The organism is Salmonella enterica subsp. arizonae (assembly GCF_008692845.1).
GTDB classification, from domain to species: domain Bacteria; phylum Pseudomonadota; class Gammaproteobacteria; order Enterobacterales; family Enterobacteriaceae; genus Salmonella; species Salmonella arizonae.
The window spans coordinates 27,107-45,109 of sequence record NZ_VXJW01000007.1; the positions used below are offsets into that span (position 1 = coordinate 27,107).

General features: G+C 53.9%; 13 protein-coding genes and 1 pseudogene. 6 read left to right on the forward strand and 8 right to left on the reverse strand.

What is annotated here, in order from left to right:
* The first annotated feature begins 18 nt into the window (after window positions 1-18).
* From nrfB to gltP, 6 genes and pseudogenes are all read left to right on the forward strand, one after another.
* Complete coding sequence (gene nrfB / locus F4V61_RS14165) at window positions 19-585, forward strand: cytochrome c nitrite reductase pentaheme subunit (protein WP_079827952.1); 567 nt, start codon at window positions 19-21, stop codon at window positions 583-585.
* Window positions 582-1,253 carry a cytochrome c nitrite reductase Fe-S protein gene (gene nrfC, locus F4V61_RS14170; RefSeq protein ID WP_023249495.1) on the forward strand — a complete coding sequence of 224 codons (672 nt, stop codon included), beginning with the start codon at window positions 582-584 and terminating at the stop codon, window positions 1,251-1,253. The genes nrfB and nrfC overlap by 4 nt, the downstream gene beginning before the upstream one ends.
* Window positions 1,250-2,206 carry a cytochrome c nitrite reductase subunit NrfD gene (gene nrfD, locus F4V61_RS14175; RefSeq protein ID WP_038397173.1) on the forward strand — a complete coding sequence of 319 codons (957 nt, stop codon included), beginning with the start codon at window positions 1,250-1,252 and terminating at the stop codon, window positions 2,204-2,206. Before nrfC ends, nrfD begins: the two co-directional genes overlap by 4 nt.
* Window positions 2,199-4,389 (forward strand): annotated as a pseudogene (nrfF, locus tag F4V61_RS14180) (heme lyase NrfEFG subunit NrfF). The gene nrfD and the pseudogene nrfF overlap by 8 nt, the downstream one beginning before the upstream one ends.
* A complete protein-coding gene (nrfG, locus tag F4V61_RS14190) occupies window positions 4,386-5,006 on the forward strand; it encodes a heme lyase NrfEFG subunit NrfG (protein WP_058819887.1) in 621 nt (206 codons plus the stop codon). Before nrfF ends, nrfG begins: the two are co-directional and overlap by 4 nt.
* Before the next feature lie 344 nt (window positions 5,007-5,350).
* Entirely contained in the window at window positions 5,351-6,661 is a 1,311-nt protein-coding gene (gene gltP, locus F4V61_RS14195; RefSeq protein ID WP_000793281.1) for a glutamate/aspartate:proton symporter GltP, read from the forward strand.
* Between the two features lie 55 nt (window positions 6,662-6,716).
* On the opposite strand, the gene yjcO is transcribed toward gltP, so the two are convergent.
* From yjcO to phnP, 8 genes are all read right to left on the reverse strand, one after another.
* The gene (yjcO, locus tag F4V61_RS14200) at window positions 6,717-7,406 is read right to left on the reverse strand and encodes a Sel1 family TPR-like repeat protein YjcO (RefSeq protein WP_038397169.1); all 690 of its coding nucleotides are present in this window, start codon (window positions 7,404-7,406) and stop codon (window positions 6,717-6,719) included.
* A 184-nt stretch (window positions 7,407-7,590) separates the two neighbouring features.
* Window positions 7,591-9,738, reverse strand: a complete 2,148-nt coding sequence (gene fdhF, locus F4V61_RS14205; protein WP_077905510.1) for a formate dehydrogenase subunit alpha — start codon at window positions 9,736-9,738, stop codon at window positions 7,591-7,593.
* Between the two features lie 180 nt (window positions 9,739-9,918).
* Complete coding sequence (locus F4V61_RS14210; protein WP_206437199.1) at window positions 9,919-11,358, reverse strand: MdtP family multidrug efflux transporter outer membrane subunit; 1,440 nt, start codon at window positions 11,356-11,358, stop codon at window positions 9,919-9,921.
* Window positions 11,355-13,379 (reverse strand): multidrug efflux transporter permease subunit MdtO, encoded by a 2,025-nt coding sequence (gene mdtO / locus F4V61_RS14215; RefSeq protein WP_079799564.1) that lies wholly within the window; start codon window positions 13,377-13,379, stop codon window positions 11,355-11,357. Before mdtO ends, F4V61_RS14210 begins: the two co-directional genes overlap by 4 nt.
* Window positions 13,379-14,410, reverse strand: coding sequence for a multidrug transporter subunit MdtN (gene mdtN / locus F4V61_RS14220; protein ID WP_000445024.1), 1,032 nt, complete (start codon window positions 14,408-14,410; stop codon window positions 13,379-13,381). The genes mdtO and mdtN overlap by 1 nt, the downstream gene beginning before the upstream one ends.
* 19 nt (window positions 14,411-14,429) lie before the next feature.
* Entirely contained in the window at window positions 14,430-14,705 is a 276-nt protein-coding gene (locus F4V61_RS14225; RefSeq protein ID WP_024132053.1) for a YtcA family lipoprotein, read from the reverse strand.
* A 213-nt stretch (window positions 14,706-14,918) separates the two neighbouring features.
* A complete protein-coding gene (locus F4V61_RS14230) occupies window positions 14,919-16,904 on the reverse strand; it encodes an alkyl/aryl-sulfatase (protein WP_080161082.1) in 1,986 nt (661 codons plus the stop codon).
* A gap of 340 nt (window positions 16,905-17,244) precedes the next feature.
* Entirely contained in the window at window positions 17,245-18,003 is a 759-nt protein-coding gene (gene phnP, locus F4V61_RS14235; protein WP_079799565.1) for a phosphonate metabolism protein PhnP, read from the reverse strand.

Below are 18,003 nucleotides of genomic sequence, written 5' to 3' on the forward strand. Positions count from 1 at the left end.
TAACGCAATGGAGTGAATATGAGCGTATTACGTTCGTTATTAACTGCTGGGGTGCTGGCGTCAGGCCTGTTCTGGAGCCTGAATGGGATAACTGCCGTCCCCGCCGCCCAGCTACCTGAACAACGCTGGACAGTCACCCAGCAGCGTAATCCGGATGCTGCCTGTCTGGACTGCCACAAGCCGGACACTGAAGGTATGCACGGTAAGCATACGGGCGCTATCAACCCGAACAACAAATTACCGGTAACTTGCACCAACTGCCACGGCCAACCGTCGCTTCATCACCGTGAAGGGGTGAAAGATGTGATGCGTTTTAACGACCCGATGTATACGTTGGAGCAGCAGAACAGCGTCTGCATGTCCTGCCATCTGCCTGAACAACTACAAAAAGCGTTCTGGCCGCACGATGTTCATGTTACTAAAGTGACCTGCGCCAGTTGCCATTCCCTGCATCCGCAGCAAGATACGATGCAGACGCTAAGCGAGAAAGGGCGGATCAAAATATGCGTGGATTGCCATAGCGATCAGCGTACTAACCCGCACTTTAATCCGGCGTCCGTTCCGTTGCTTAAGGAGCAGCCATGAGTTGCACCCGACGTCAATTTATTACCCGCGTCGGCGCGCTGGCGGCGGTCAGTGGGATGGCAGGACGCGTTGTAGCGAACACGTTGAATATTAACGGCGTGCGTTATGGCATGGTGCATGACGAATCGCTATGCATCGGCTGTACCGCCTGTATGGATGCTTGTCGGGAAGTGAATCAGGTACCGGAGGGCGTATCGCGCCTGACCATTATCCGCAGTGAGCCGCTGGGGACGTTTCCGGAGGTGAAGTACCGTTTCTTTCGTCACTCATGCCAGCACTGCGACCATGCGCCCTGCGTTGACGTCTGCCCGACCGGCGCATCATTCCGCGATGCCGCCAGCGGTATTGTCGATGTGAACCCGGACCTTTGCGTCGGCTGCCAGTATTGTATCGCCGCGTGTCCTTACCGCGTGCGCTTTATCCATCCGGTCAGTAAGACGGCGGATAAGTGCGATTTCTGCCGGAAAACCCGGCTAAAAGAGGGCCGATTGCCTGCCTGCGTCGAATCCTGTCCAACCAAAGCCCTGACCTTCGGCAATCTGGACGATCCTGATAGTGAGATCTCCCGTCTGCTGCGCGAGAAACCGACTTATCGCTACAAGCTGGCGCTGGGGACGAAACCGAAGGTGTATCGCGTGCCCTTTAACTATGGGGAGGTGAGCCAATGACCAACGCGTCTGCATTTCATTTTGCATCACTGGTGTGGGACTGGCCCATCGCCATCTATCTGTTTCTGATTGGCATCTCCGCCGGACTGGTTACGTTGGCGATTCTGCTGCGCCGCTTCCATCCGGAGGCGGGCGGTTCGGACAGCACGCTGCTGCGCACTACGCTGGTGTTAGGGCCGGGGGCGATTATTCTTGGTCTGCTGATTCTGGTCTTCCACCTGACGCGCCCGTGGACCTTCTGGAAGCTGATGTTTCACTACAGTTTTACCTCGGTGATGTCGATGGGCGTGATGCTGTTCCAGCTCTACATGGTGGTACTGATACTGTGGTTGGCGAAAATCTTTGAAAAAGAGGTTATTGCCCTGCAACAGCGCTGGCTGCCGCGGCTGGGTCTGGTACAAAGCGTGTTAACCCTGCTGACGCCGCTCCATCGCGCCCTTGAGACCGTGATGCTGGTACTGGCGGTACTGCTCGGCGCGTATACCGGCTTTCTGCTGTCGGCGCTGAAATCCTATCCGCTCCTTAATAACCCGATTCTGCCGGCGCTGTTTCTGTTCTCCGGCATCTCCTCCGGCGCGGCGGTAGCGCTGATCGCGATGGCGTTACGCCATCGTAGCAACCCGCACAGCACCGAGGCGCGCTTTGTACATCGCATGGAAACCCCAGTGGTATGGCTGGAGATCTTCCTGCTGGCGGCCTTTTTTATTGGGCTGGCGCTGGGCGATGACGGCAAAATGCGCGCGCTGGCGGCCGCGTTGGGCGGCGGCTTCTGGAGCTGGTGGTTCTGGCTTGGCGTCGTAGGACTGGGATTGATTATCCCTATGCTGCTGAAACCCTGGGCAAACCGTAGCGTAACGTTTCACGGCGTGTTGGCCGTTTGCGGCGCCAGTTTGACCGGCGTGCTGCTGCTGCGCTTTTTCATTCTTTATGCGGGACAGCTAACGGTTGCATAATCTGGACATCTTTCTTCCTGAAGCCGGGTTTCTGGCGCTGTTGTTGAGTCTCGGGGTCAACGTGTTGACCCCGCTGGCGACATGGTGCGGGATTGGTCGGCATTGGCGTGGCGTTATGCGCCTGGCGACCTGCGGCGCGTGGACGGCGTTCACGCTGCTGCTACTGGCGTTTGCGATTCTGGTTAGCTGTTTTCTGATCAGCGACTTTTCGGTTGTTTATGTTGCGCAGCATAGCCATAGCCAGTTGTCATGGGGACTTAAACTGGCGGCGGTATGGGGCGGTCATGAAGGCTCGCTCCTGCTGTGGGCGCTGCTTCTTTCGGGGTGGACGGCGTTATTCGCCTGGCGCTCCCGGCATGAATCTGACGCGCTTTTTCCGCTGGCCCTGAGCATCTTGTCCCTCATTATGGCCTCGCTGCTGTTGTTTATCGTGCTGTGGTCCGATCCGTTCCTGCGTATTTTTCCTCCCGCCATTGAAGGGCGCGACCTTAATCCCATGCTGCAACATCTGGGGCTGATCTTACATCCGCCGCTGCTCTATCTGGGTTATGGCGGACTGATGACCGCGGCGAGCGTAGCACTGGCCTCGCTACTGTGTGGCGGCTTTAACGCGGCAACCGCCTGGGTTTGCTGGCGCTGGGCGTTACCCGGCTGGTGCGCTCTGACGTTGGGTATCATTCTCGGATCGTGGTGGGCGTATTGCGAACTGGGCTGGGGCGGCTGGTGGTTCTGGGACCCGGTGGAAAATGCCTCTTTGTTGCCGTGGCTTGCCGCCAGCGCGTTGCTGCACAGCCTGTATGTCAGCCGCCAGCACGGGAGCTTCCGTCACTGGTCGTTGCTGCTGGCGATACTGATGCTGATCCTCTCGTTGCTGGGAACGCTGATTGTGCGTTCCGGCATTCTGCTCTCCGTCCATGCTTTTGCGTTAGATAATGTGCGCGCGGTGCCGCTGTTTACCCTTTTTGCCGCGTTAAGTCTGGCATCGCTTGCTCTGTACGGCTGGCGGGCGCGGGAGCCGTATCCGGCGACGCGTTTGGGCGGCGGAAAGCGCGAAACGCTCATTCTGGCGACGCTGCTGCTCTTTAGCGCCGTCTTGTTGATCGTGCTGGTCGGGACGCTCTACCCCATGATTTATGGTTTGATGGGCTGGGGAAGGCTTTCGGTGGGCGCGCCCTATTTTAATCGCGTCACGCTGCCGTTTGGCCTGCTGATGCTGGTGGTTATCGTGCTTGCGACGGTAAGCCGCCGGACACGTTCTCTGCATCGTCAGCTTCCGGCGTTGCTGGCGCATACGGGCGTATTTATCTTCGCCGCCGGGATTATGGTTTCCAGCGGCAGTCGACATGAGATCAGCCTTAACCTCAGCCCTGGTCAGCAGGTGGCGCTGGCGGGCTATACCTTTCGTTTCGAGCGTCTGGATCTGGCGGCCCACGGGAATTACACCACCGAGAAAGCGTTGATTACCCTTTCGAAAGATGACCAGGTGATTGGCTATCTTGCGCCGGAGCGGCGCTTTTATGTCGCGCGGCGCCAGCAAATGATGGAGCCGGGGATTCACTGGAACCTGCTACATGACTGGTATGCGGTGATGGGCGAGAAAACGGGAGCGGAGCGGTATGCTATGCGTTTTTATGTGCAGACTGGCGTTCGTTGGATCTGGGGCGGCGGGCTGTTGATGATCGTCGGGGCATTGCTGAGCGGCTGGCGAGGGAGGAGACATGATGTGTAAGTTAATTACAGCGTTGCTGGATGGCGTCGCGGACGCCTTATCCGGCAAAACGCGTTTACTTTTCATCTGTGTCTTGTTTTTCTTCGCTTTCACTGCCCATGCTCAGGTGGTGGACACCTGGCGCTTCGAAAACACGCAACAGCAGGATAAAGCCCTGCGCATTGCCAGACAGTTACGTTGCCCGCAGTGTCAGAATCAAAACTTACTGGAATCCAATGCGCCGGTCGCGGTTAGTATGCGCCATCAGGTCTATACCATGGTGGCGGAAGGTAAAGATGAAGCGGACATCACCGCCTGGATGACCCGGCGTTACGGCGATTTTGTTCGCTATGATCCGCCGCTGACCGCGCAAACGCTTCTGCTATGGGCGCTGCCGTGTCTGATGTTGTTGCTGGTGGGTATTATTCTCTGGCGAGCCGGCATTTGTCAGCGTACAGAGAAGGAGGAAACATGAGTTTGCCAGCGAACGTCACGACGCCATTACGCCCGCCGCCTGTAAAGCGTCTGGCGGCTGCGGCGGTGTTGATGGTGGCTGCCTGCGTCGGCGGCTATATGTTGACGCCGAAATGGCAGGCTGTACGTAGCGAGCATCAGCGTCTGGCCGATCCGCTACGTGACTTTACGAACCCGCAAACGCCAGAGGCGCAGCTTTCCAGGCTGCAAGAAAAAATCCGCGCCAATCCGCAGGATAGCGAGCAATGGGCGCGGCTGGGCGAGTATTATCTCTATCGCAATGCGTATGACAATGCGCTGTTGGCATATCGTCAGGCGTTGCGTCTGCGAGGAGATAACGCGCAACTTTTCGCCGCGCTGGCAACGGTGCTGTATTACCAGTCCGGGCAACATATGACGCCTGCGACTCGTGAAATGATTAACAAAGCGTTAGCGCTGGATGCGGCAGAAGTGACTGCGCAGATGCTGCTGGCGGCGGATGCGTTTATGCAGGCGGATTATGCGCGAGCCGTGTCGCTGTGGCAAACCTTACTGGATGCAAACTCGCCGCGAGTGAACCGTGCGCAACTGGTAGAGGCCATTAATTTGGCAAAATTGTTACAAAATCGGCAGAAATAATTTTTTCTTTTTTGTGATTTGCGTCGTGCGCGCTGTTTAAAAAAACGGCGAATGAATCACGGATAAAAATTAATTACCTCAGTGTATTAATCGTTTTTGTCGAAATAAAAAGCTTTCCATAACAAATGGTTATTCATCATTAACGCCATAAACTCGCGTTATTATGCATAAAAGCAGCCAAAAGCCCTGTTATGAAAGGGTTGCGCAAGACGCTATGCAAATGATACTGATTATGCGCGTTAAAAAACTCTACAAACCAACGCAACACAAATCATACCCTTTCAGTATGTATTGCTCTCATGCTTTTGACGGAGAGCAACGCTTCATCGAGGAAGTCTGTTGTTATGAAAAACTTGAAAGTCAGCCTGGCCTGGCAAATTTTGCTGGCTATGGTGCTGGGCATTCTGCTGGGCAGCTATCTGCATTATCACAGTGACAGCCGTGAATGGCTGATTGCCAATCTGTTGTCGCCTGCCGGCGATATCTTTATCCATCTGATTAAAATGATCGTCGTGCCGATCGTGATCTCGACTCTGATTGTCGGCATCGCCGGCGTTGGCGATGCGAAACAGCTAGGCCGTATCGGCGCAAAAACCATTCTCTATTTTGAACTGATCACCACGGTGGCGATTATCCTCGGTATTACGCTGGCGAATGTCTTTCAGCCAGGCTCAGGCATTGATATGTCGCAACTGGCGACCGTCGATATTTCGAAATACCAGAACACCACGGCGGAAGTACAAAGTCATGCGCATGGGCTGATGGGGACGATACTGTCGCTGGTGCCGACCAATATCATCGCATCGATGGCCAAAGGGGATATGCTGCCGATTATCTTTTTCTCGGTCCTGTTTGGGCTGGGGTTGTCGTCCCTGCCGGCAACGCACCGCGAACCGCTGGTTACTGTGTTTCGTTCCATTTCTGAAACCATGTTTAAAGTCACCCATATGGTGATGCGCTATGCGCCAGTGGGCGTTTTTGCGCTGATCGCCGTCACGGTGGCGAATTTTGGTTTTGCATCGCTGTGGCCGTTGGCGAAACTGGTGCTACTGGTACACTTTGCGATTATCTTCTTTGCACTGGTGGTGCTGGGCATCGTGGCGCGCCTGTGCGGGTTAAGTATCTGGATACTGATTCGCATCCTGAAAGACGAATTGATTCTGGCGTACTCGACCGCCAGCTCCGAGAGCGTGCTGCCACGCATTATCGAGAAGATGGAGGCTTACGGCGCGCCAGCCTCGATCACCAGCTTCGTGGTGCCGACCGGTTACTCATTTAACCTCGACGGCTCCACGTTATACCAAAGCATCGCCGCCATTTTTATCGCGCAGCTATACGGCATCGATCTGTCGCTGTGGCAGGAAATTGTACTGGTGCTGACGCTGATGGTGACGTCGAAAGGGATTGCCGGCGTGCCGGGCGTTTCCTTTGTGGTGTTACTGGCGACGCTGGGCAGCGTGGGCATCCCGTTGGAGGGGCTGGCGTTTATCGCCGGTGTTGACCGTATCCTGGACATGGCGCGTACTGCGCTAAATGTGGTAGGGAATGCGCTGGCGGTGCTGGTTATTTCTAAGTGGGAACACAAGTTTGACCGCAAAAAAGCGCTGGCCTATGAGCGTGAGATGCTGGGTAAATTTGATAAGACCGCACAGTAACGTTTAACGGGTTGCCGGATAAGGCGCTTGTGCCACCATCCGGCAATGCAAACCGTTACCCGTTCGTTAACGCCTCAAACTCTTCGCAACCGGTATCAAACCCTTCCAGACAGCTTAGATTCAACCAGTGCAGCGCCTTCTGCTTATTCTTTTCAATAAAACCCGGTTCACCGTTTAAAAACATCATTCCCGCCCAATATTCTGAATAACCAGTACGGGAAATGGCGGAACTACGTTTGAAATACCAGGCGGCTTTTTCATCATCGCCGGCAATGCCCGCCCCATTGGCGTAAATCAGGCCAAGCAACATTTGCGCATCCACCGCGGAATCGTTATCCAGATCTTCAGAGGCGTTTTGCAGCAGCGAGATGGCTTTCGGATAGTCCGGGCGTCCGGCCTGAGCGTTGACCAGAACCCGCGCCAGCGTAATTTCCCCCGCTTTACTACCCGCTTTTGCCGCCTTTTCCGCCAGCCTTTTTGCGCCGGGATAATCCAGGCTTACCGGATTAGTGATTTTGATTTGTGCCAGTAGCGCGCAAGCGTCGGCATCGCCATTATCGGCGGCTTTTTGCGCCCAGTATTCGGCCTTGCCTAAATCGCCGGAACTAAACCAGCTATCGGCAAGATAATACTGCGCGCGTCGGTCTCCGCCTTCTGCCGCTTTCAGGTACTGGCTACCCGGCTCAGGGGCGGCGGCATGGGCAAAAAATGTTATCAAAAACATCAATGCAAGCAGTTGTTTCATTTTGAATTTTATTTAGGGTACGGAGTGAACAGTATAAAGAGATCGTATGGATAAAAAAACAGCCTCCGCGAGGGAGGCCGTTGACAGGAAAATGCCTGATGGCGATGCTAACGCGCCTTATCAGGCCTACAGTGGAAACAGATCGTAAACCGGATAAGGCATTCTGACGCCGCCATCCGGCAGATCATCCCATTGCGCTTTCGCGCAGGCGGGTTTTCAGCTTGTTGTACTCATCAATGACATACTGTTCGGCGGCTCGCTGATCGGCAATCGGCTCAACGCGCACGGCACAGTATTTGTACTCCGGCGTTTTAGTAATCGGGCTTAGGTTTTCAGTCACCAGCTCATTACAGGCGCCAATCCACCACTGGTAAGTCATATAAATCGCTCCTTTGTTCGGGCGATCGCTGACCTGCGCGCGGGTGATGATTTTGCCTTTACGCGAATGAACCCACACCAGCGCTTCATCTTCAATGCCCAGACGCGCAGCGTCGGCGGTATTGATTTGCGCATAGCCGGGTTCATCCGCCAGCGCGGCCAGCGCCGCACAGTTACCGGTCATTGAGCGGCAGGAGTAGTGGCCGACTTCACGCACTGTCGACAGTACCATTGGGTACTCTTCGGTGAGCTTATCGATAGGCGCTACCCAGTCGCAGGTGAAGAACTGCGCGAGGCCGTTCGGGGTATCGAACTTCTCTTTAAAGAGGTATGAGGTCCCCTGATCGGCATCCGACGTGTCGCGGCATGGCCACTGGATATAGCCCAGTTCTCCCATCTTCTCGTAAGTGGCCCCGTAGAAATCCGGGCACAGATGACGTAACTCATCCCAGATCTCCTGGGTATTGTTGTAGTGCATCGGGTAGCCCATCCGGGTGGCGATTTCACTGATAATCTGCCAGTCGGTTTTCAGATCCCACTTCGGCTCAATGGCTTTAAAGAAACGCTGGAAACCACGGTCAGCCGCAGAGAAGACGCCTTCATGCTCGCCCCACGAGGTAGACGGTAAAATCACATCCGCCGCCGACGCGGTTTTGGTCATGAAGATGTCCTGCACGATGACCAGTTCCAGATCCTCAAACGCTTTACGTACCGCAGAGAGTTCCGCATCAGTTTGCAGCGGATCTTCACCCATAATGTACGCCGCGCGCACTTCGCCATGCGCCGCACGGTGCGGCAGCTCGCTGATGCGATAGCCGGTATGCGCAGGCAAACTTTCTACGCCCCATGCTTTAGCGAATTTCTCGCGGTTTTCCGGGAACTTAACGTACTGGTAGCCTGGATAAGTATCCGGCAGAGCGCCCATATCGCACGCGCCCTGAACGTTGTTCTGGCCGCGAACCGGGTTCACGCCCGCGCTGGGTTTGCCGAGGTTGCCGGTCAGCATCGCAAGGCTGGTCAGTGAACGCACGGTCTCGACGCCCTGATAGAACTGGGTCACGCCCATGCCCCACAGGATCGCCGCGCTTTTCGCGCCGGCATACATACGCGCAGCCTGACGAATTTCCTGTGCGCTAACGCCAGTGATCTCTTCGACGGACTCTGGCGTATAGCCTTCAACAATCTTACGGTACTCTTCAAAACCTTCGGTACGGCTGGCGACAAACGCTTTGTCGTACAGGTTTTCTTCAATAATGACATGACCCATGGCGTTGAGCAGCGCGATATTCGAGCCGTTTTTCAACGCGATATGCATGTCAGCAATGCGCGCGGTTTCAATTTTGCGCGGATCGCAGACGATAATTTTCGCCCCGTTGCGTTTAGCATTAATCACGTGATTCGCCACAATAGGATGGGAATCCGCCGGGTTATACCCAAAGACGAACACTAAATCGGTGTTATCAATTTCGTTAATTGCATTACTCATTGCGCCGTTACCGACCGATTGGTGCAGACCTGCAACCGATGGGCCGTGTCAGACGCGAGCGCAGCAGTCAACGTTATTGGTACCAATAACGGCGCGCGCGAATTTTTGCATTACATAGTTGGTTTCATTTCCGGTACCGCGAGAGGAGCCGGTCGTCTGGATTGCATCCGGACCGTATTTCGCTTTGATGGCGCTCAAACGTTCAGCAACGTAATTAAGCGCTTCATCCCAGGAAACAGATTCCAGTTTGCCGCCACGTTGGCGACGGATCATTGGGGTTTTCAGACGCGGGGTCAGGATCTGGGTATCATTAATAAAATCCCAGCCGTAGTAGCCCTTCAGACACAGGGTACCCTGGTTGGTTTTCCCCTGCGCCGCCTCAGCCCGGACGATTTTGCCGTTATCGACCACCAGGTTGATTTTGCAACCTGATGCGCAATATGGGCAAACCGTGACGACTTTTTTCATCGGTTTCGCTCCAGTTAATCAAATCGCGCATACGCGCTGTCGCCCTCAGTATGCATGTTTTATGCCACTTTTTTAGGGTGGACTTACCCTGATATTACGGGCGAATTTTGTTCAAAACCCTGACGAAAAACAGGCTGTCGTCAGTTTTGACGTGTCGAAAGAAAATGCCACATGACATTTTCATGCGGCCTGATAGCCGCCCCCCAGTGATTTGATAAGCTGGATACTCTGAATAATGCGCTGGGTATCCAACATCAGCAGCGAAACTTGTTCACTTAACACAGGGAGTCTGGCTTCGGTGGCCTGTAGTCTGCTTCCCAGTCCCTGTTTTAACGCCGCCTCGGCGGAGGCCTGGGTATAACGTGTGGCGTCTACCCGCTGTACCTGCATGTCGCGCTCATCATTAAGCGTTTGCAGACGGGCGCCATTTATCGCCACATCGCGCACGGCGTTGAGTACAGACTGGTTATAACGTTCAATCAATATATTGCTGGCGGCCCTGGTGCTTGCCAGGTTGGCATTAAGACGTCCGCCGTCGAAAAGCGGCAGGCGTAAGCCCGGAATAAAGTTGATCTGTTTACTGGTGTTTTTAAACAAACTATCCAGATGGATCGAATCGAGGCCAAAGAAGGCTTTGATATCAAAGCTGGGATAGAACAGGGCGCGGGCGGCGTCAACCTGGTTCAGCGACGCCTGAACATACCAGCGCATCGCTTGCAGATCCGGGCGTCTGGCGAGCAGTTCATAAGAGAGCGTTGAAGGTATACCGGTATTGACTTGCGGCAGCGAAGCGGGTTTGATGTCCGGCATCGCCTCCACTCCCATCAGCGCGCGTAGCGACTCGCGCGTTTCTTTTATTTGCCCTTTTACTGCGGCGATCTGTTTATCGACCGCCAGCATCTGCGCTCTTGCGCCGTGGTAGGGCACTTTCGCTTCCAGCCCGTGCGCCACTTTGCTCTGATGCGCCTGTATCGCGTAGTCAACAACATCACGAGTTTGCTGTAACAGATCGAGCATCTGATAGCTGGCCTGCATACTGTAGTAAAGCTGCGCAACGCCGGTTGTAAGCGACAACTCCACGGCGGCGGTTTCGGCAAGCGCGGCGTTTTGCGCGCCGATAGCCGCAGCGACGGCGGAACGATGTACGCCCCAAAAATCGAGATCAATCCCGGCGAACAGACCAATGGTGGCTTCCGTATAATACGGGCCATCCATACCCAGCTTCGGCGCGTCCAGCGCATAGGGGCCGAGAAAGCCATTCGCCGATGCCCGCTGGCGATTAAGCATACCCAGCGCGGCGACCTGTAGCTGTGATCCTGCTTCCAGCAATTCCGCCTGTGATTGCGATTTCTTTTCACGCAGCTTAGCTTCGGCAAGGGTATGAGAGCCGGATAGCGTCTGCTGAATAAGCGCATTGAGCTGCGGATCGTTGAATTGTCGCCACCACTGCGCCTGCGGCCAGCCGGAGCTTGCCAGATGAATATCATTGGCCAGTTGACTATTTTCCGGCTGAAGCTGCTGATGGGCGGCGGTATCTTCGCGAATAAGCGCACAGCCAGAAAGCGCTGTGGCGCTGCCAAGCAGGCAGCAAAGAAGGAGGCGTGAAGAGGTTCGAATCATAATGGGGTAGTTCCTTGCTGCGGAGTTTCGGCTGGCGTGTGTTCCGGGGCCGTCCAGTCTGGTAAGCAAGACATCAGGCGCACGATACCTTGTTCCTGTTCAGGTAATGTGGGCGACACCGTCAAATCGAGCGCAGGCGCGCGGCTGGTACGGCTCGCAAGGCCGGCAGCATAATGTTCTAATGCTTGCGCAATGCAGTCAGCCTGCGTTTGCTGCGCGTCGTGATCCGAAGGGAGAGCGCTATTCCAGGTCGTATCCCAGCGATAGAGCATTTCACGCCCCAGATCGATGACGGCCTGGCTGTCGGCGAGCAGACGCGCGCGCTCTTTGGCGCTAAGTTGGTATTCCAGCGCGACGCGTTCGCGCATCTCTTCGCAGGCATTAAATGCCGCATGGCAACCGATACGTAGCTGAAGGTATGTCCGTTGCGACGTAGGGTCAGGCTGGCGCGGGATACGCAATAGCTTGCCCAGGATGCCTAACGCGCCAGCCAGTTTTTGCGGCAGAGTGTCCGCTTCGCTTTCCGGCCAGATAAACGTATAAATGACGGCGGAAACTGCAGTGCCGATTAAAATCCCCATCGCGCGATCGCGAATTTCTACCAGATCGTAAACCGGGCCAAAGACGTTTTCGAGCGTCGCCAGGGCAAAGGTGACAATCATTTGTGTGCCGATATAGGACGATCGTTCCGATCCTGTGGCTATCCAGGCGCCGAGCAGGAAGACAGGCGCTAGCAGGCACAGCAGTTCGGCAATGTTATCCAGCCAGGGCATGGCGAAAATGGCGACCAGCAGCGCCAGTAGCGCGCCGCAAAGCGCGCCGCCAAAGCGTAGCGACATTTTCTGATATGACGAACCGATGCTTGGATTGGCCACGATAATACATGTCAGCATACAGGTGTGAATGCCTTCCCAGTCGACGCCGGAATAGAAGACGTAGCAAATCATGCAGGCCAGCAGCGTTTTCAGCGCGTAGCGTATGTAGACCGGGTTACTGAAGGCATCCGGCGTCATGGCGGGGGGCCTGGCGGCAGGCGCAGGCGGCGTATCGGGCGACATCTCTCCAAGCTGGCGCAGTTGGTCGCAGATAGTTTCCAGCCCGCACGCCCGGGCGGCGACGCGCTCTTGCGCGCTGAGCGACCATGTACTCTGCCAGGGTTCGCCCTGGGCGACCGCCTGTTGCAGCGAAGCGATCTCATTTCGTATCTTTTGCACCAGCGCCGGATATTGCGACGCGGCGTCGGCAGAATAACGGTTGAGCGTAGTGTACAGATAAGTGACGGTGGAAACGCAGTTTTGCCACCACGTGCTACGCGCCTGCCAGTCGGCATCATCGGCCAGGCAAAATACATTTAGCTTTTGTAGCGCCAGCACGTTCCGCTCAATGTATTTTTCCGCTTGCGGCGCGACGTCGCTCAACAAATGGCTAACGGCGTCGTCTAGCCGGGCACACAACGCGTGCCGCATTTGAGTTACCGCGCGGCTGGGAAACCACAGCACGCCGATCAGTACCATCAGCAGCGTTGGGTAGAGTCCAACAACGATACACCACAGCGTGAGACGAACCACTACCTCCGGATAGTCGAGCATTCCGGGGAAGGTTTGCCCGTATACGGCGACGATAGCCACAGCGAAAAAGAGCAGCCCCAGACGGTGGGTACGCATCATAAACATGCAAACCAGCACTACCGCGCTGGCGATAATCATGCGCATTAGCGGATAGCTATAGGACCATTTGTAGATCAGAAACAGACTGCCGATTTCCAGCACCGTCGCGACCACAAACAGGATTGCCACGAATTTGGTGTAAAACGCGTTCGACTGTACGCCATAAAACAACACTGCCAGAGAGATAGCCAGAAACGGGATCTCAAAGGTCATAGAGATCAGTACGACCAGTAGACAACCGATCCACAACTGACCTACCTGTGTGAGTCGGCCAGGGCGCTGTTCACTAAGCTCCTCATGAAAAAAAGCCAGCAATTTAACGACCGATAGCGGCAGGTAATTAAGCGCGTTCATTATTGCGGCTCAAGGGTGGCAACCGCCGATGCCCCAATGCGAAATAGCGATGCATCGGGTTTTTCGACCATGATTTTCACCGGAAAGCGCTGGGCCACGCGTACCCAGTTGATGGAACGCGATACGCGCGGCAGGCCGCCAATCACCATACCGCCATCGTCCGGCAGTACGCCAAAGCCGATGGAGTCTACTTTCCCCTGGAATGTTTTACTGCTGTCGCTCATCAGGCGGATGGCGGCGGGCGTGCCGGCTTGAATGGCCTTCAACTCTGTTTCGCGGAAGTTGGCAATAATGTACCAATGGTCAGTATCAATAAGCGTGAAAATGGGTTTCATCGCGGAAGCAAACTGACCAATCGAGGTTTTTAAGGACACCACGCGGCCATCAAAGGGAGCACGTACCGTCGCCATTTCGAGATGCAGTTTAGTCAGAGCGATATCCGCCTGTACCGCAACGCGCTGCGCGACCAGCGCATCAACGCCACTCACCGCGCTGGCAGCTTGTTGCGCCTGTAATAAAACCGCATTCAGATCCGCTTCGGCAGCGCGCTGCGCAGTTCTGGCGCGATTGACATCTTCCGCCGAGACAAATCCTTCCGACAGCAGCGGCTCGGTACGGCGTAGGGTATCACTGGCCTGTTTCGCCGCCGCACGCGCTTTGGCGACCGTCGCTTCAACGGAACTGGCGGCATATTTTTGCGCGTCAACGCTACGTTGGGTCAGCATAATCTGTTTATCCAGCGCGGCGAGCGAGGCTTCCGCTTTAGCGAGGCTGGCTTCGTAGGGACGGGGATCGATACGGAACAAGAGATCGCCTTTTTTCACCTGCTGGTTATCCACCACCGCCAGCTCGACGATACGGCCGCTCACCTCTGGAACCACATCAATAGTGTCGGCGGATGCATAGGCATCGCTTGTCGAGGGCGCGCTGTCTACCCGCCAGATGACAAACACCATGACGGCCAGCGCGAGCAGAACCAGAACCAGGGCGGGAACTTTGTTATGAGGAATTTTTTTCGGCAAGCTTTCCATGAGCGCATCTCAATATGAATTAGAAAAATACCAGCCAGAACAGCATGGAGTAGAGAGCAAAAAGGGCGGTATATATGACGCCCGCCAACGGCGGCGTTTGATATTTACGTAGTAGGATCCGCCGTGTGACGAGCGTGAGAATGACGCCAGCAATAATGCAGAAAAGCCAGTCGGGATAATAGGCGCCAATAATGGGAATAGCCGGAGGCAACGAGCACCCCGTAAGTAATACGGCTGAAAAGAGCAAGCTACGTTTTTTTAGCTGCATCACAATCCTGGATTTAACTATTTGCATAATAAAATACATCCTGTTTATTGCGAACAATATCCGGGGTGAATGTGAAATAGAATTGGGGGTCACAGTATGGCTATTTTTCAGAAGGATAAAAATAGCTTTATTTTTCTACCGCATTTATAACTTATTTGTAATTTATATTTTTCATTTTATTGTATTTTTAATATGAATTGAAATGCGCCCGAAGATGATTTTCTCCGGACGCAAGCGCCATTAATTTGGGGTAACGATATTCACCCACAGGTCGAAATTATCCAGACAGCCAATAATCTCATCCAATTTCACTGCATTGCCAATCACTTTCACTTTTTTCGCTTTAACCAGATCGGCCATTTTCGCCTGACCGGTCAGAACGTCGTGGAGATCGGTACGACTCATATAGAACGAGGCATCGCTCTTCGGCTGCAGGCTCTGGCGATAGTTAAGTACGCTGTTTTCCAGAGTCAGGTTCAGGTTATCGCCATCGCTCAGATTGAAGTTCAGACTGATATCTTTCCCTGCCGCTTTGCTGCTATCCAGGCGAACTGCCATATAATCAAACAGCATTTCTACCGTCATCCCTTTGATGGTATCCGGAGAGTTGGTTGTGCCGTGGTTGAATTTATGTACGCCCTCACGCAGTTCTTTCGCACCGGTCAGGTAGAAACCGCGCCAGGTGGCGGATTCGGCCTGATAACCCAGTTGTTCGAAGGTGTCAGCCTGCAAGTTTTTCGCTGCCTGATCGCCAGGATTCGCGGCAATTACCTGTTTGAGAAGTTCCGCCGCCCAGCGATAGTCCCCCTGGCGGTAGGCGTCACGGGCGAGGTTGATGGCGTGTGCAGAGCCGCCTAACGCTTTCACATAGCGTTTGCCCATTTCAACCTGACCATAAGGGTGCAGGTCTGCCGGGTTGCCATTGTAATAACCGAGATAATAGTTATAGACAGCTCGGGCGTTATGGCTGACTGAACCGTAGTAGCCGCGGCTGGCCCAGTTATTTTCCAGATTCTTCGGCAGCTTAATCATGTCGCCGATTTCATTCATCGTATACCCCTGATTGGCCAGATGTAGCGTCTGGTCATGAATATATTTTATGGTGTCGCGATATTTGCCTATATAGTCGTTAATATGCTGATTGCCCCACACCGGCCAGGTGTGCGGCATAAACAGAACTTCGGCCTTGCTGCCCCACATATCCAGCGTTTCGTTCAGATATTCCGTCCATTTGCTGGTATCGCGTGTTTTTGCTCCGCGCAGAGTATAGAAGTTATGTAGTGTGTGCGTGGCGTTCTCTGCCGTACACAGCGCCTTCAGGGCCGGGATGTAGAAGTGCATTTCTGCCGGCGCTTCGCTGCCCGGCGCCATCAGAAACTCGAACTCCAGACCGTCGATGGTCATTTTTTCACCGGTTTTGGTGATCAATTTCGTAGGGGCGATAATAGTCGGCAGGCCAGTCGTGAGCGTAACGCCCAGACCATTGCCGATGTTACCCTGGGGCGTATGAGGTAGTAACAGACCATAAGAGTAGAGCGCACGACGGCTCATGATGTTGCCAAGCAGCACGTTTTCACTTATCGCTTCTTCCATAAAACCTTCAGGCGCTATGATTTGCACCTTGCCGGACTTCACCTCTTCTTCGGAAACAATGCCTTTAACGCCGCCGTAATGATCGGTGTGGCTATGGGTGTAAATGACCGCGACGATCGGTCTATGCGGACGGTTCTGATAGTAAAGATCGAGGCTGGCTTTCGCCGCGCCTGCCGTGACCAGCGGGTCGATAACAATCAGGCCCGTTTTCCCTTCAATAAAAGTGATGTTGGAAATGTCCTGGCCGCGTACCTGATACATACGATCGGTAACTTTAAACAGGCCGGAAATGCCATTGAGTTGCGACTGGCGCCACAGGCTGGGGTTGATGGTTTGCGGGGCTGACGCGTTGATATCAAATTTATAATCATCAGCGCGGTAATAGGGCTTACCATCGGTATTGTTAAGAATGCCGTGATCTGGCAGCGGCGCAATAAAGCCACGCTGCGCATCGGCAAAATCCTGACGATCGCTAAACGGTAGGTTTTTTATGTACTGCTGATTAATTTGCTGAGTGTATTGTGTGGCATCTTTTGCTGATTCAGCCGCGAAAGCGGTATGAATAAAAAGACCAGATGCGGTGGTAATAGCAATAAACATCCTGCTTAAACGGAATAACTTCTCGTTATTCATATAAATCTCCATTTACTATTTGTGTAGTGAATATTTTTATTGAAGGAAATACGGTCTGATGTTGCCTGCTATCATAAAACCGAATCTGTTATTTTTAGAATAACAAATGTGATCTGGATAACTATTTCTCTTAGGTATTTGTGCGCAACAGTAATTAACTGTCTGTTAAATCATTTATAAGGTAAAAAATTAAAGCTTTATATTATTTTTATATTAAATGTATATTGGCGGATTAATACCAACACAGAGAGTGTTTATTTTTAAGATTAAAGCGTGAAAGCAAAAAGTCGCTTTTTCAGATCGTGGCGAAACAAGGTATACCTGAGGCCGACAAGCGGGCTTACTCCAGAACGATTTCCATCCCGTCATAACCTGCTTCAATACCGTCAGGCAGGTTGTTCGCCATCATCCATGTATCAAAGTGATGACTGATATGAGTAACAATGACCCGCGGGCAGCGAACCATCTCATTAATGGCAATAACTCTGTTTAAGTCGCTGTGGTTACGCGGCGGCACGGAGCGTGGTTCATAGCTACAGTCGATCACCACTACCTGTAGGGAATTGTTGAGGAGGAATTTTAGCGTGCTATCGGGTAAGCCTGCGGTATCAGATAACCATGCCACGCGGCTGTGTGCCGATTCCAGCAGGTAGCCAAAGGTCAGTTTTGAGTGGTTGAGCGGCAGTGGCGTTACCTGCAATCCCTGTAAATCAAACGTTACAAACGGCTCAACGGTATAGGTGAAATCAAGTATACCGGGGTGCTTAAACAGATCGTCGCACCCCTGCTCGTCCGGTGGGCCATAAACCGGGATCGATGGTCCCATGCCCCAGCGTAGCGGAAACAATCCCTGCACATGATCCATATGATAATGGGTGAGCAAAAACTGCCGGAACGATCCGGCGGGCCAGCGATCTGTCAGATCGTGGAGACCAGCATCGATCAAGGTTACGGCGCCGTTGAATTTGACCACGCCGCTACAGGGGCGACGGCGAAACCGGGGCTGCATTTGCGCCCGACGGCAGGCAGGGCAGTCACAGCCGTATGCCGGTACGCCCTGCGCGCCGCCGGTGCCTGTCAGCGTAATGCTCAAACTCAT

Excerpts from the sequence above, each read along its gene's own strand:
- gltP (WP_000793281.1), top strand. The coding sequence starts at position 5,351 with ATGAAAAACTTGAAAGTCAGCCTGGCCTGGCAAATTTTGCTGGCTATG.
- nrfC (WP_023249495.1), top strand. The coding sequence starts at position 582 with ATGAGTTGCACCCGACGTCAATTTATTACCCGCGTCGGCGCGCTGGCG.
- F4V61_RS14210 (WP_206437199.1), bottom strand. The coding sequence starts at position 11,358 with ATGATTCGAACCTCTTCACGCCTCCTTCTTTGCTGCCTGCTTGGCAGC.
- mdtN (WP_000445024.1), bottom strand. The coding sequence starts at position 14,410 with ATGGAAAGCTTGCCGAAAAAAATTCCTCATAACAAAGTTCCCGCCCTG.
- phnP (WP_079799565.1), bottom strand. The coding sequence starts at position 18,003 with ATGAGTTTGAGCATTACGCTGACAGGCACCGGCGGCGCGCAGGGCGTA.
- F4V61_RS14230 (WP_080161082.1), bottom strand. The coding sequence starts at position 16,904 with ATGAATAACGAGAAGTTATTCCGTTTAAGCAGGATGTTTATTGCTATT.
- nrfB (WP_079827952.1), top strand. The coding sequence starts at position 19 with ATGAGCGTATTACGTTCGTTATTAACTGCTGGGGTGCTGGCGTCAGGC.
- mdtO (WP_079799564.1), bottom strand. The coding sequence starts at position 13,379 with ATGAACGCGCTTAATTACCTGCCGCTATCGGTCGTTAAATTGCTGGCT.
- yjcO (WP_038397169.1), bottom strand. The coding sequence starts at position 7,406 with ATGAAACAACTGCTTGCATTGATGTTTTTGATAACATTTTTTGCCCAT.
- F4V61_RS14225 (WP_024132053.1), bottom strand. The coding sequence starts at position 14,705 with ATGCAAATAGTTAAATCCAGGATTGTGATGCAGCTAAAAAAACGTAGC.
- nrfD (WP_038397173.1), top strand. The coding sequence starts at position 1,250 with ATGACCAACGCGTCTGCATTTCATTTTGCATCACTGGTGTGGGACTGG.
- nrfG (WP_058819887.1), top strand. The coding sequence starts at position 4,386 with ATGAGTTTGCCAGCGAACGTCACGACGCCATTACGCCCGCCGCCTGTA.